Origin of the sequence: Pedobacter sp. HDW13, from assembly GCF_011303555.1 — a bacterium.
Lineage (GTDB): Bacteria > Bacteroidota > Bacteroidia > Sphingobacteriales > Sphingobacteriaceae > Pedobacter.
In genome coordinates this window covers 878,734-893,702 of sequence record NZ_CP049868.1, presented here as the reverse complement: position 1 = coordinate 893,702, position 14,969 = coordinate 878,734, and the positions used below count along the sequence as shown (strand labels likewise).

Genomic DNA, 14,969 nt, shown 5'->3' with positions numbered 1-14,969 from the left:
AATGAAAAATTTTTTTCGTGTCGGATATTTTCTATCTGGCACAGTAATCAATCCTGGAAAGCTTTTACTGTAAAAACCTAATGGCTTACAGTGGATTAAACGGTTAATGACTAATTATGCCAATAGCTCTTTTGCGTTTTCAACAGCCGATGCTCCAGGGTTTTTACCGCTCAACATTTCGGCAATAATGCCAATGCGCTCTTCCTGCTTCAATTTACGAATTCCTGTGGTAGTTTTTCCACTATCTTCGTGTTTATGTACAAAATAATGCGATTCGCCTTTGGCTGCAATCTGTGGCAGGTGGGTAATGGAAATTACCTGCATGTTTTTGCCCAGGTCGGAGATAACTTCACCAACTTTTAAGGCTGTTTCGCCCGAAATGCCGGTATCAATCTCATCAAAAATAATGGTTGGGAGCGAAGTATGCTGAGCCAACAGGGCTTTAATGGCCAGCATTAACCGTGATAATTCACCTCCTGATGCCACTTTACTGACCGGGGCAGGAGCCTGACCGGCGTTGGCCGTAAATAATAAGTTGATTTCATCTAAACCATCTTTATTCAGTTCGGCGGCTACTTTCTGGTCTAAAAATAACCTGGCATTCAGCATGCCTACTTTTTTGAGGGTAAGGCCGGTTTGTTCTTCAACCAGTTTAATGGCTTTTTTTCTATTGGTGCTTAATTGCGTAGCTTTTTGCTGCAGTTCCTGCTGAAGCTGCGAAATCTCTTTTTGAAGTTTTTCGATATGTTCATCAGAAGATAAAAGCTGGTTCAGGTTATTTTCAAGTTGTTGCTGAAGGGCCAAAAGCTCGGTGTTATTGGCCAGGCGATGTTTCTGCTGAAGTGAATAAAATAAATCGAGTCTCTGGTTTACGATTTCCAACCGATCGGCGCTGTGCAATGTGTTTTCTTCAATGGTTGCAACTTCATCGGTAATGTCTTTAATCTCTATAATCGACGAACGCAATCGCTCATACAATACATTAATGGCAGGATCAAATTTTTCTATTCCTTGCAACTGTAACGACGCTTCTTTTAAAATCTGCAAGGCCGATGGTTCGCTTTCGTTAATTAAACCTGAAGCGGTAAGCAGTGCCCTTTTTATGGTTTCTGCATGTGTTAGGCGTTCCAGTTCCAGTTCCAGTTCTTCCTGTTCACCTTCCTGTAATTTAGCTTGCTCCAATTCGTTAAACAAAAATTGCTCGTAATCCTGTTTATTTCTGGCTTCGCTCGCTTCGTTGATTAGTTTTTTTAACAGGTTATTGTCTCGCTTTAATTTTTTAAATCCGCTGCGGTAGTCATCCAAAAGCGGCTGGTGACTGGCCAGTGAATCTACAATCAATAACTGAAAATCGGTATCGTTAATTTCTTGTGTAGCGTGTTGCGAATGGATATCGATCAATTTTTCGCCAATCTGTTTTAAAATGGATAAGTTAACCGGGGTATCATTAATAAATGAGCGCGATTTCCCATCAATCGAAATTTCGCGGCGTAACAGGCTTTCTCTAGAAAAATCGAGATCATTTTCTTCAAAAAAATCTTTCAGGTTCTCGTCGGCCAGCGCAAAACTACCCTCAATCACACATTTTTTATCCTGGTTAAAAAAGTACTTACTTTCTGCCCTTTGGCCCAAAATTAAAGATAATGCACCTAGAATGATGGATTTCCCGGCACCGGTTTCGCCGGTTATAATGTTTAAACCACGATCGAATTCAATATCGAGGCTATCAATTAATGCGTAATTACGTATAGAAAGTTTTTGAAGCATAGCTTTGCGAAAATACTAAAAAGATATTTCAACATTCAATGCAAAACAAAAACAGCGAAGAATAATCTCTTCGCTGCTCAATTAAATTTGTGTGGTTTAGCTTCTTTTATTTAATTGCAATATTGATGTTATTATTATCCAATAGATTGATATTGTCAGTTTTGATAAAAGTTTTCAATGCCAGCTGGTCGGCAACTTTAAAATTGGTGTCTTTATACGTTACCAGGGCATTTTCTGTATTTAATGCTTTAACCGGGCTGGTGAAATTCTTGTTGTTGTAAAGCATCACAGCCGGCATTACATAAGTGCCTTTATTGCCGCCTTCAACTTTTTCCTTTTTTTCAATCTTCTCCTTTTTTTCTATCTTTTCTTGTAGCTCTTTTACTTCTTTATCAAACTTTTCTCTCAGTTTTTTATACTCTTCGGTTTGTTTTACTTTGTTGTTGCTGTTTTCGAAGTATAGGATATGGGCATCTCTGTATTTTTGACCCAGAGAATCGGCGCGGACGGCTGATAATCTCGCTAGATCACCATTTAAGGCACTTAACTTAATGTTTTCGATCTGCGCCCTAAATTCAGGCGTGTTTACTTTCGCAGCAACATCTTCACCCATTTTCTTCCATTTGGCCTGTGCTTCTGGAGAACTGAATTGTTTAGACATGTCTTCAGCCATTTTTTTCCATTTAGCCTGCGCTTCTGGTGAGTTCATTCTCTTTTGCATATCCTCTCCAAATTTTTTCCATTTGGCTTGCGCTTCAGGCGAGTTATATTGTTTGGCAATATCCTCTCCAAATTTTTTCCATTTGGCTTGTGCTTCTGGTGAATTATATTGTTTGGCGATATCTTCTCCGAATTTTTTCCATTTGGCTTGTGCTTCTGGCGTGTTATATTGTTTAGCTATATCATCCCCAAATTTTTTCCATTTAGCCTGTGCTTCAGGCGAATTAAACTCACGGTCTATTTTAACCCTGAATAACGAATCTTTGAATTTAAAGCCACTATCCATCTGGATTCTGAAAGCATTCCTTCCTCCAAAAAGTTCGTCCCTGTAAAAATCTTTGCGGATACTATCCGGCATTTCTTTTACTGAGTTGTATTCGGTTTTATTGCCGTTTGCATCAACCGCAACAATTTTTATTTTACGTTTTTTAGTGGTATCGGTACAGAGAGTATGGTTAAAAGTTGGAGTTGAGGCAACAAATCTCACCATTTCCTGTTTGGCTGGTTTTTTGGTTTCTTTTTTCTTTTCTGTCGGATTGATCCAGGCTATAGAAAACAAGCAGGCTACACCAAGCGTTAGGGCTGCCATTTGTTGTTTGGCATTTAAATAATTTGTTTTCATGTTGGTTATTCTTTTAATACGTTGATATAAATTCTGGGTCTTGCCAGTTGCTGCCAATGCATAAGCAGGACTGTTTTTATCTTTAAGCAGTTCTAGTTTAAGCAAGGCATGGGCATAGTTTAGTGGTTTTCCGGTAATTTTAAGTACCAGATCATCACAGGCATGTTCGCGTTCAATATGGATAAATCGGCCTGCCATCCATACAAACGGATTGTAGAAAAGCAGGGTTTCAATGGCTGTTTTAATCAGATTTAGTAAAAAGTCGTTTCTTCTGATGTGAGATAGTTCGTGGATGAGGATCGCTTCTACCTGATCGTTATCCAATTGGTTTACCAAAGCCAAAGGAAACAATACAACTGGTTTTAGATAACCAATAACCAAGGGCACATTCACAATAGCCGACAAGTGGAACTGGATACTTTTTTTGATTTTAAGATGCGCTGTTACTTGTTCGAAAATTGCTTTCCAGCTTTCGGGAATGGCGCTTAAGCTATCTTTTTTAAGTTTAGCTAACTGATTGTAGCCTTTAGCAATTACAAAGAGTTGAAGCAAAATCCCAATGATATAAAAGGCTACTACAATTGGGAAATACTGCTCGGCCTTACTGCTAAAGCTGGGGGCAGGTTGTTGAAATATTGATAAACCTGGATATTTTGTGCATTGATTGCAGGTGCCTGGTTATTGGTGCTCAGCATCATCTGACTAATAAAATTGTAGCCAAAACCAATAAACATTAAGATGATGGCACTAAAAGCTAGGTTGTGTTTGTGCTTTGCTGCCAGTTTAGGTAAGCTAAGCATTACGATAAATAACACACCGTAAATAATAGCACTTTGCCACAATGAGTTTAAAATACTCCAGCCAAATGCTTTGATGAATTGTTGTAATAAAGTTTCCATAATGGTGGTTTTAATTTTTTTAACGGGTTACACCCGAATAATCATTTCAATTAGGGAGCAATACCCTACACCGTTCAACCCTCAACTTTCGGCCTTATTTAAGGCTGTCTAAATATTTTTTAATTTCATCAATCTCATCTGCACTTGCGCTGTGGTTACCCAAAGCTTGCATTACCAATCTTGCTGCTGATCCATTAAATACATTGTCGATCATTTTGTTTACCAATTGTTTTTCGGTTTTATCCTGGCTAGCCAATGCTTTATAGATGTGTGTTTTTTGGTTAGTATCTCTTTCTACCATTCCTTTTTCATGCATAATCTGCATTAGCTTTAGGGTAGTGGTGTAGCCTGAGTCTTTTTTGTTCAATGCTTCATGCACTTCTCTTACCGTTGCATTCCCCTTATGCCAAAGCACCTGGAGGATTTCCATTTCGCCTTCTGTTGGTTTGATGTTGTTATTCGCCATATGTTACAGGTTGTACGAATTATTTCGTAATCAAATGTACGAAGATATTCGTAAGATCAAAATGTTTTAACAAAAATTTAACTATTGTACCGGGTTAAGTGTTTAAACGGGTTAATTGATTATAAGACGCAGGTGAGGGAAGAAAGTTGCATCTGGTGGAAGGTTAACTGTTTAAACTGGTTAATTGCTTAACTTTAGGAGCCTGGTAAAAGGTTAGTATGTTGAAAGTGTTACTAAACGGTTAACCGATTTAAACAATTAACCATTAAGCTAGTTTTTCTTTAACCCTTCATATTTGCCAATGTTTGCCGGATCGATTTCTGCCAGCATATTGTAGGCTTTTAAACGTTCCTGTACATTCAGTTTGGCCAGTACATTGGTTACTTCTTCGGCTTTTGAGGCGAAATAAACGTTAGGGAAGATAGAACCCAGTTTCTGTTTATCCATTTGTTGCAGGGCAGGTAGGGCAGCCACAATTTGGTTCAAACCTTTTTCGTTATCTGTTAACTGATCCAGGCCGCTTAAGTGGTAACTATAAATAAAGCTCCGTAGTTCGCTAAAAATGGGGTTTAGCACATTCTCGTTAAACCAGAAACGGTTGCGTAAACCGTCAGCTGCTTTCCAGCCGGTATTGCCCGAAGCCTGCGCCAGGTTAATGATATTTTGTGCTTTTTTATAGAAAGGAGTGCCACCCATTTTGCTAAAACTGTCTTTATCCATACCGATAACGGTATAGGCATAGTAGGTGAGGAGTGCACTGATATTAGAAATATAGTTCTGATCAGAAAAATCGATGGTAGAGCCATCCAGATAATTGAAATCGAAGTTTTTATCGCTCATGTTCAGCAAGGTGCTATTATACGAACTGTTAAAAACCGGACGACTGCTCTGAATCTGAGCTTCGGCCGTATATCCCGATCCACCATCCCAGGAGTTGATGGTGATGATGAAACTACAGTCGATACGCTCTTGCGGCTTGTAAGCTTCGTTACTGAATTTGTTATTATTTAAATAATCGCGGATTGTTTTTTGAAGGGCATCAAGCGTTGGTCTGCTAATGTTCGACACCTGGGGAGCCAGTACAGTTACACGCGCATTTAATTCTTGCGCCTGTAGTTTACCAAAGCCGGTTAGGAATACCAACATCCAAAAAATCCTTTTTATCATTTTGCAATTTTTAAAATAGCTGAGCAAATATCTTTAGCAACATCGGCTTTAGCTTTCATGTCGAAAACACTACGTTCTAAAGCCTTGTTAAAAATAGTAATTTTATTGGTATCTGATTTAAAACCTGCGCCCTTATCGTTTAAAGAATTTAAAACTACCAGATCGAGATTTTTCTTTTCCAGTTTACCTTTGGCATAATTTTCTTCATCGTTGGTTTCTAAAGCAAATCCAACCAGAATCTGGTTTTCGTTTTTTGCTTTGCCCAGAGTAGCCAGTATATCAACCGTTTTTTCGAGTTCGAGAACAAGATTGCTATCTTGTTTTTTGATTTTGTGTGCCACTACAGTTTTTGGCCTATAGTCTGCCACGGCAGCGCACATTACGGTAATATCAGTTTCAGGGAATACCAATAAGCAAGCGTCGTACATTTGTTGTGCACTTACTATATCTGTCCTTTTTACAGTTTGACTCGATTTTTGAGCTGTTGGTCCTGCTATTAAAGTTACATCAGCACCTAGTCTGGCCAGTTCATCTGCCAGGGCAAAACCCATTTTACCTGAGGAATGGTTGCCTATAAAACGAACAGGATCTATTGCTTCGTAAGTCGGTCCGGCTGTTACCATTACTTTTTTGCCGTAGAGTGGCATCGATTTTTTGATCGCCTCATCCAGAAAAGAGATAATTTCTTCAGGCTCTGCCATACGACCTTCTCCATATAAACCGCTGGCCAGTTCACCGCTTCCGGGTGCAATTACGATATTGCCGTAGCTGTTAATTTTTGCAATGTTGGCCTGTGTGCTTTCGTGTTTCCACATGTCTAAATCCATTGCCGGGGCAACATAAACCGGGCATTTCGCCGAAAGGTAAACTGCAGTTAGCAGATTGTCGCAAATTCCGGTAGCCAGTTTGGCCAGGGTATTGGCGCTAATGGGGCAATGATGATCAGATCGGCCCATAGGCCCAATTCTACATGATTGCTCCATACACCGGTTTCCTCTTCGAAATACTGGGTATAAACGGGGTTTTTAGAAAGCGTAGCAAGGGTAAGTGGTGTTATGAAATTAGCACCATCAGGGGTAAGGATAACCTTTACGTTTGCACCAGCTTTTACAAGCAACCGAACCAGAAAGGCCGATTTATATGCTGCGATGCTGCCGCAAACGCCAAGGATTATATTTTTATTTTTTAGCATAATGCAGAGTACATAGGGCATGGAGCATAGAGCGTAATGCTAAAAACGCTTTGCTCTAAACGCTATGCGCAATGCTTTTACTTTTGTTCTTTAGCAGGATTCCTGTGATAAATTTTCTCGTTCAAAAATTCATCAATAGCAACTAAAACAGGCTTAGGCATACGTTCGTAATGCTTGCTGATTTCAATTTGCTCGCGGTTTTCGAAAATTTCTTCCAAATTATCGTTGCTCGATGCAAATTCTGCTAATTTACCGTGTAACTCCTCTTTAACGTTGTTCGAAATCTGATTTGCTCTTTTAGCAATTACAACTAAAGATTCGTATAAGTTATCTGTAGTTTTATCTAAATCGTGTACGTTTCTGGTAACTGTAGTGTTTGGTACAGCAGGTTTGTTAGTATTCATGTATTACTTGTTTTTAATATCCGTTTTATTTGTTGCAGCAGTGGTATCTTTTATTTTACCAGCTCTGATCAGCATTTTCTTGTATTTTTCCTGTTCAGTATTATACAAGGCAATTTCTTGTTTGGTAGTCACAATACCTGCTTCAACATCATCTTTCAGTTGTTTGGCATCTTTGGTATATTGGCTTTCAGGATGGTTTTCGGTAAACTCAGTATATAAAGCCAAAGCTTCATTGTAACGGTCTTCCTGGCGATAAACCAAACTGTTTTTAGCATATAAATATTGTGCCTTAATCATTAGGAAATCCATTTCCTCGGCATATTTAATATCCGGGTAATCTCTTTGCGCATTTTTTAAAGCAATAACTGCAGCTCTGTAATTATCGATATTACTAGGACCGGTAGTTAAATACATTTTAGCATTTTCAAAAGCCTTATCTTCCAGTTTACCCCTTAAAGTGGCAATGTACTTGCCGGCAGCAGCTGCACGGTCGCTGGTAGGATATAAGTTGATAAAAAGCTGCAAAGCATCAATCGCCTTATAAGTGTTTTCCTGGTCTAAAGAGAAATTCGGCGATTCTAAATAGTAGCAATAAGCGCCCATATACCTTGCCTCTTCAGCATTTTTACTTGCAGGATAAGTATCTGCAAAGCTTTTAAACTGGTATCTGGCTGTAGTATAATCACTTAATCTATATAAGGTATAAGCATAATAGTAGTTCAGATCTTCAGCTTCTGCACGGCCACGGTATTTCTGAGAAAGGTCCTCAAAAAGCACCAATGCTTTACTGTAATCCCTTTTATTATACAAACGAAGCGCCTCCTGGTATTTTTTACCTACGTCGTTACTCGCCCTCAATTTCTCGAAACGACTTTTACAACCCGCCACACCCAAAGCGGCAACAAATACTAAAATAATTAAGTGTTTAACTTTAAACATTCTGCAAAGATAATTAATAATACGATAACATCAATAAAAACAATTCGCCACTAAGCTATGCAAAGCAATTCAGTACAAATAAAGAGTTAACAATTTTTAACATATATATAGTGTGGTTCGTAATGCGGTAGCTTATTCTTTTCAGGTATTGCTTTTATATATGCTTTATATAGTATAATTCATTTTCCTTTATTTGAAAAGCAATGTCTGTACTACTAATAAATGCCTGTACTACTATATAGGTATGTTCTCGTCCTTTGCTTCAAATCCTCTCCCGATTGAAATATCGGGATGTGGGTTTTTCACTCCGGCCAGGTTTAGGTGGTTGGGGCGGTGCAAGACAGGTCATCATAGCACGCAAAAAGCAAAAACCGCCTTCAGACCTTAATTTCCTTAACTGCTTAATGATGAAAAAAAGCATAGTGCATGGAGCTAAGCGCCTATAATAGTGGAGATGGCTTTGCGTGCTCTGTGCTTTTCTTCGCGCCCTCTGTAGTTAAAAAGCGGCTTGCAAACCTTTACCAGTCAGCCAAAGCGCCAACTATTCCACTACTTATAATATTATTTCCTGCTGTAAACCATTAAGTTAGCATAAACTCCATAAAAAATCGATAAAAGGATTTGTGCGGGTTATAATTTTTCCTACCTTTGCAACCCGCTCGGAAGGAGAGGGGATTAGTTGAAAAGCGTACAATGGTGAGGATGGGGCGAGATTTATTTTAAAATAAAGCTTGCATGAAGGAAAAAGATTGTTACCTTTGCAGCCCGCTCCTGAAGGAGAGGGAAGCTGGATAAAACCGGCACTTGAAATAGTGGGAAGCAGGAAAAAATAAAACGAAAAAATAAAAATTATTTTATTTGGAAGTTAAAAAAAGATTCCTACCTTTGCACTCCCAACGATAAGGAAGGGTAAAAAAGCTGAGCGGCGGATGTCGCGGAAAGCAAACGAAAAAAGATTGAAACAGGCGAAAACTGAAAGCGGGACGAATAAGACCGGCAGAAACCAAACCCTGAAGATATATAGAAAGGCAACCGCGAGGTGATGCCGATAAGTTCTTAAAAGAGATGTCAATGTAGCGAAAGCGGGTTTAATGAAGTACTGGTCGAAGTACATGATTAAGGAGCTTTATTTTAAAGGTGATGTCTAACAGACAAAACAAAAGAAGACTATTTTTAACAATAGTTAAAACTGGTCAGAATCAAAACAACATTTTACAATGGAGAGTTTGATCCTGGCTCAGGATGAACGCTAGCGGCAGGCCTAATACATGCAAGTCGAACGCGATTAAAGGGCTTGCTCTTTATGAAAGTGGCGCACGGGTGCGTAACGCGTATGCAACCTACCTTTATCAGGGGATAGCCCGGAGAAATCCGGATTAACACCGCATAAAATCACAGGATAGCATTATTCAATGATCAAATATTTATAGGATAAAGATGGGCATGCGTGTCATTAGCTAGTTGGCGGGGTAACGGCCCACCAAGGCGACGATGACTAGGGATCTGAGAGGATGGCCCCCACACTGGTACTGAGACACGGACCAGACTCCTACGGGAGGCAGCAGTAAGGAATATTGGTCAATGGAGGCAACTCTGAACCAGCCATGCCGCGTGCAGGAAGACTGCCCTATGGGTTGTAAACTGCTTTTATCCGGGAATAAACCTACTTACGTGTAAGTAGCTGAATGTACCGGAAGAATAAGGATCGGCTAACTCCGTGCCAGCAGCCGCGGTAATACGGAGGATCCAAGCGTTATCCGGATTTATTGGGTTTAAAGGGTGCGTAGGCGGCCTGTTAAGTCAGGGGTGAAAGACGGTAGCTCAACTATCGCAGTGCCCTTGATACTGATGGGCTTGAATGGACTAGAGGTAGGCGGAATGAGACAAGTAGCGGTGAAATGCATAGATATGTCTCAGAACACCGATTGCGAAGGCAGCTTACTATGGTCTTATTGACGCTGAGGCACGAAAGCGTGGGGATCAAACAGGATTAGATACCCTGGTAGTCCACGCCCTAAACGATGAACACTCGCTGTTGGCGATACACAGTCAGCGGCTAAGCGAAAGCGTTAAGTGTTCCACCTGGGGAGTACGCCCGCAAGGGTGAAACTCAAAGGAATTGACGGGGGCCCGCACAAGCGGAGGAGCATGTGGTTTAATTCGATGATACGCGAGGAACCTTACCCGGGCTTGAAAGTTAGTGAATGATTTAGAGATAGATCAGTGAGCAATCACACGAAACTAGGTGCTGCATGGCTGTCGTCAGCTCGTGCCGTGAGGTGTTGGGTTAAGTCCCGCAACGAGCGCAACCCCTATGTTTAGTTGCCAGCATGTAATGATGGGGACTCTAAACAGACTGCCTGTGCAAACAGAGAGGAAGGAGGGGACGACGTCAAGTCATCATGGCCCTTACGTCCGGGGCTACACACGTGCTACAATGGATGGTACAGAGGGCAGCTACATAGCAATATGATGCGAATCTCACAAAGCCATTCACAGTTCGGATTGGGGTCTGCAACTCGACCCCATGAAGTTGGATTCGCTAGTAATCGCGTATCAGCAATGACGCGGTGAATACGTTCCCGGGCCTTGTACACACCGCCCGTCAAGCCATGGAAGCTGGGGGTACCTAAAGTATGTAACCGCAAGGAGCGTCCTAGGGTAAAACCGGTAACTGGGGCTAAGTCGTAACAAGGTAGCCGTACCGGAAGGTGCGGCTGGAATACCTCCTTTCTGGAGTAGCGTCACCTACTCGCTTCGCAACATGATATTTCACAACAAGAGAAACAAGAAACACCCAGAAGAAAACGGTGGGCTACTATAAAGGTAAGCTTAACGGAACTTAAAGATGGGGTAAGCCAAAGGAAGCAGTAGCGGTAAGGTACTATATACTGCGAAGCGCTTGCCTTAAACCATAGTCCCGTAGCTCAGCCTGGTTAGAGCACTACACTGATAATGTAGGGGTCTCCAGTTCAAATCTGGACGGGACTACATTAAAATAACCTTTTGGGGATTAGCTCAGCTGGCTAGAGCGCCTGCCTTGCACGCAGGAGGTCAACGGTTCGACTCCGTTATTCTCCACCAAATACAGACACTGTCAGGATTGATGGTCTACATTGACATAATTAAGAAAAGAAGAAACGCCATGGGGCACTGATGTACAACAAAAGAAGGACATCGGAAACGGTTCGAGACCGCAGTTTTTTACTAACGAAGCTGATACGAAGCTTAAGGAAGGGCACATGACACCCTAGCCTTTTATACCTTCGGTTTTCAGCCTCAGTAAAGTTCTTTGACATATTGGAAGAAGTTAAAAAAGAAGAGCAAACAACAATAGGCGACTGTTGTGTTTGTGCTCACCACTCAAATGAGCAATCAGATGAGGGGTATGAGACATCATAACAAGAGCAAAAAAGCATACCATGCGGCGCAAAAGGCGCATGAGTAGAAGAAAGTAATAAAGAGTACACGGGGATGCCTTGGCTCTCAGAGGCGATGAAGGACGTGATAAGCTGCGATAAGCTTCGGGTATTTGCAAATAGGAATTGATCCGAAGATTTCCGAATGGGGCAACCCGGCATGTTGAAGACATGTCACATATAATGAGCAAACCTGCCGAACTGAAACATCTAAGTAAGCAGAGGAAGAGAAAATAACAATGATTTCCTGAGTAGTGGCGAGCGAAAGGGAAAGAGCCCAAACCTACTTTGTTACGGCAAAGTGGGGGTTGTAGGACTGCAACGTGGCATTAGCAAACAGAAGTGGAACGGGATGGGAAGCCCGGCGATACATGGTGATAGCCCAGTACACGTATAGAATGCTAGCCTAGCAGTATCCTGAGTACCGCGAGGTCGGAGACGCCTTGTGGGAATTTGCCGGCACCATCCGGTAAGGCTAAATACTCCTGAGAGACCGATAGTGAACCAGTACCGTGAGGGAAAGGTGAAAAGAACCCCGAACAGGGGAGTGAAATAGAACCTGAAACCGTGTACTTACAAGCGGTCGGAGCGTACAAGTTGCGTGACGGCGTGCCTTTTGCATAATGAGCCTACGAGTTACTCTTCTCTGGCAAGGTTAAGTGCTTCAGGCACGGATCCGAAGCGAAAGCGAGTCTGAATAGGGCGTATAGTCAGAGGAGGTAGACGCGAAACCTTGTGATCTACCCATGGACAGGTTGAAGGTGCGGTAACACGTACTGGAGGACCGAACCGATAAACGTTGAAAAGTTTCCGGATGATCTGTGGGTAGGGGTGAAAGGCTAATCAAACTGGGAAATAGCTCGTACTCCCCGAAATGTTTTTAGGAACAGCGTCGACGTTGAGTTATATAGAGGTAGAGCTACTGATTGGGTGCGGGGGAGTCAAATCCTACCAAATCCAGACAAACTCCGAATGCTATATAATATAGTCGGCAGTGAGGCGCGGGGTGCTAAGGTCACGCGCCGAGAGGGAAAGAACCCAGACCATCAGCTAAGGTCCCCAAGTTACAGTTAAGTTGAACTAACGAGGTCCGATTGCACAGACAGCTAGGATGTTGGCTTGGAAGCAGCCATTCATTTAAAGAGTGCGTAACAGCTCACTAGTCGAGCGATCGGGCATGGATAATAAACGGGCATTAAATTGTACACCGAAGCTATGGGATTGAAATATATCGGTAGGGGAGCATTCTAGCGGCAGTGAAGGTATCTGGTAATGGGTGCTGGAGCTTCTAGAAAAGCAAATGTAGGCATAAGTAACGATAAGGCGGGCGAGAAACCCGCCCACCGAAAGGATAAGGTTTCCTGATCAACGCTAATCGGATCAGGGTTAGTCGGGACCTAAGGAGAACCCGAAGGGGAAATTCGATGGACAACTGGTTAATATTCCAGTACTTTTTATAACTGCGATGTGGGGACGGAGTAGTGACACTGCCGCGATCTGACGGAATAGATCGTTAAAGGTTGTAGGTATACCGATGGTAGGCAAATCCGCCAACGGTGCTGAAAACTGATAGTACCGCGAGGCTTCGGCTGAGTGGATAGCGCAGGTAATCAGACTTCCAAGAAAAACCGCTAAGCTTCAGGTTATAAAAACCCGTACCGCAAACCGACACAGGTATCCGGGAAGAGGATTCTAAGGTGCTCGAGTGAATCATGGCTAAGGAACTCGGCAAAATGGCCCTGTAACTTCGGGAGAAGGGGCGCTTGCAGCAATGTAAGCCGCAGTGAAAAGGCCCAGGCGACTGTTTAACAAAAACACATGGCTTTGCAAAATCGAAAGATGAAGTATAAGGCCTGACACCTGCCCGGTGCTGGAAGGTTAAGAGGGGATGTCATCCGCAAGGAGAAGCATTGAATCGAAGCCCCAGTAAACGGCGGCCGTAACTATAACGGTCCTAAGGTAGCGAAATTCCTTGTCGGGTAAGTTCCGACCTGCACGAATGGTGTAACGATCTGGGCGCTGTCTCAGCCATGAGCTCGGTGAAATTGTGGTCCCGGTGAAGACGCCGGGTACCCGCAACGGGACGGAAAGACCCCATGCACCTTCACTACAATTTAACATTGACATTGGGTACAGGATGTGTAGGATAGGTGGGAGGCTTTGAAGCGGCGTCGCTAGGCGTCGTGGAGCCAACGTTGAAATACCACCCTTTCTGTATTCGGTGTCTAATCCCGCTCAGCGGGAGACATTGTTTGATGGGTAGTTTGACTGGGGTGGTCGCCTCCAAAAAGGTAACGGAGGCTTTCAAAGGTAAGCTCAATACGCTTGGTAACCGTATGAGGAGTGCAATAGCATAAGCTTGCTTGACTGTGAGACATACAGGTCGATCAGGGTCGAAAGACGGATATAGTGATCCGGTGGTTCTGCATGGAAGGGCCATCGCTCAAAGGATAAAAGGTACGCTGGGGATAACAGGCTGATCTCCCCCAAGAGCTCATATCGACGGGGAGGTTTGGCACCTCGATGTCGGCTCGTCACATCCTGGGGCTGGAGAAGGTCCCAAGGGTTCGGCTGTTCGCCGATTAAAGTGGCACGCGAGCTGGGTTCAGAACGTCGCGAGACAGTTCGGTCCCTATCTGTTGTGGGCGTAGGAATTTTGAGTGGGGCTGACCTTAGTACGAGAGGACCGGGTTGGACTAGCCTCTAGTGAATCTGTTGTTCCGCCAGGGGCATTGCAGAGTAGCTACGCTGGGAATAGATAAGCGCTGAAAGCATCTAAGTGCGAAACTAGCCACGAGATGAGAATTCCATATAGGACCGTAGCAGACTACTACGTTGATAGGCTACAGATGTAAAGCTGGTGACAGCACAGTCGAGTAGTACTAATCATCCGAAGCTTTCAAAGCAAACAGACTGTTGTTTGTTCTTCAAACTAACTTCTTTCAATAATATGTCATTTAAGCTCGAGATAGCTTATCTAAAGAAATTTAGGTGCCTATATCGGTGGTGTCCACCTCTTCCCATTCCGAACAGAGAAGTTAAGCCCACCAGAGCCGATGGTACTGCGGTAACACGTGGGAGAGTAGGTCGGTGCCAAATCTTATAAGAAACCCTTTAACAGCAATGTTAAAGGGTTTTCTTCGTTTATAGCATTTTTCCTTTAAGCTTTTATACCATTAAGACCGTATGTATGAAAGCGTTAATTAGCCAAATAAGATAGAGTTCTTGCTAAAAGGTTGTAGATTAATAATAATCAAAGGTTTACAAACACTTAACAGAAAGAACTGTAAAATTTCGTTTTAACAAAATAATCGAACTGTAAGCGGAGATTGTGTGAGGCAACCAAATTGTTAACAAAACGTGATAATTAAAAT

The 14,969-nt window shown here is 42.4% G+C and carries 7 protein-coding genes, 2 tRNA genes, 3 rRNA genes and 1 pseudogene; 5 read left to right on the top strand and 8 right to left on the bottom strand.

The window, feature by feature from the left end; genetic code table 11:
• Nucleotides 1-114 precede the first annotated feature (114 nt).
• The 8 genes and pseudogenes from recN to G7074_RS03615 form a co-directional block, all read right to left on the bottom strand.
• Entirely contained in the window at nucleotides 115-1,767 is a 1,653-nt protein-coding gene (gene recN, locus G7074_RS03650) for a DNA repair protein RecN (protein ID WP_166207039.1), read from the bottom strand.
• 106 nt (nucleotides 1,768-1,873) lie between these two features.
• Nucleotides 1,874-3,664: a M56 family metallopeptidase gene (locus tag G7074_RS03645; protein ID WP_240916546.1), complete on the bottom strand. Its 1,791-nt coding sequence runs from the start codon at nucleotides 3,662-3,664 to the stop codon at nucleotides 1,874-1,876.
• A 20-nt stretch (nucleotides 3,665-3,684) separates the two neighbouring features.
• Nucleotides 3,685-4,008, bottom strand: a complete 324-nt coding sequence (locus G7074_RS03640) for a hypothetical protein (protein WP_166207036.1) — start codon at nucleotides 4,006-4,008, stop codon at nucleotides 3,685-3,687.
• Between the two features lie 94 nt (nucleotides 4,009-4,102).
• Complete coding sequence (locus G7074_RS03635; RefSeq protein ID WP_124560933.1) at nucleotides 4,103-4,474, bottom strand: BlaI/MecI/CopY family transcriptional regulator; 372 nt, start codon at nucleotides 4,472-4,474, stop codon at nucleotides 4,103-4,105.
• Between the two features lie 270 nt (nucleotides 4,475-4,744).
• On the bottom strand, nucleotides 4,745-5,641 hold the full coding sequence (locus G7074_RS03630) for a DUF4835 family protein (protein ID WP_124560932.1): 897 nt from the start codon (nucleotides 5,639-5,641) through the stop codon (nucleotides 4,745-4,747).
• Nucleotides 5,638-6,833, bottom strand: a pseudogene (gene coaBC / locus G7074_RS03625) (bifunctional phosphopantothenoylcysteine decarboxylase/phosphopantothenate--cysteine ligase CoaBC). The gene G7074_RS03630 and the pseudogene coaBC overlap by 4 nt, the downstream one beginning before the upstream one ends.
• A 77-nt stretch (nucleotides 6,834-6,910) precedes the next feature.
• The gene (locus G7074_RS03620; protein WP_025145617.1) at nucleotides 6,911-7,237 is read right to left on the bottom strand and encodes a DNA-directed RNA polymerase subunit omega; all 327 of its coding nucleotides are present in this window, start codon (nucleotides 7,235-7,237) and stop codon (nucleotides 6,911-6,913) included.
• 3 nt (nucleotides 7,238-7,240) lie between these two features.
• Nucleotides 7,241-8,176, bottom strand: a complete 936-nt coding sequence (locus G7074_RS03615; RefSeq protein ID WP_124560931.1) for an outer membrane protein assembly factor BamD — start codon at nucleotides 8,174-8,176, stop codon at nucleotides 7,241-7,243.
• Between the two features lie 1,214 nt (nucleotides 8,177-9,390).
• Here G7074_RS03615 and G7074_RS03610 point away from each other — a divergent pair.
• The 5 genes from G7074_RS03610 (at nucleotide 9,391) to rrf (ending at nucleotide 14,694) form a co-directional block, all read left to right on the top strand.
• Nucleotides 9,391-10,909, top strand: a 16S ribosomal RNA gene (locus tag G7074_RS03610).
• 183 nt (nucleotides 10,910-11,092) lie between these two features.
• Nucleotides 11,093-11,167, top strand: a tRNA-Ile gene (locus G7074_RS03605).
• 17 nt (nucleotides 11,168-11,184) lie between these two features.
• A tRNA-Ala gene (locus G7074_RS03600) sits at nucleotides 11,185-11,260 on the top strand.
• Between the two features lie 364 nt (nucleotides 11,261-11,624).
• A 23S ribosomal RNA gene (locus G7074_RS03595) occupies nucleotides 11,625-14,500 on the top strand.
• 82 nt (nucleotides 14,501-14,582) lie between these two features.
• Nucleotides 14,583-14,694 (top strand): 5S ribosomal RNA (gene rrf, locus G7074_RS03590).
• Together the 16S, 23S and 5S rRNA genes with 2 tRNA genes alongside form the textbook arrangement of a ribosomal RNA operon.
• The last annotated feature ends 275 nt before the right edge of the window (nucleotides 14,695-14,969 follow it).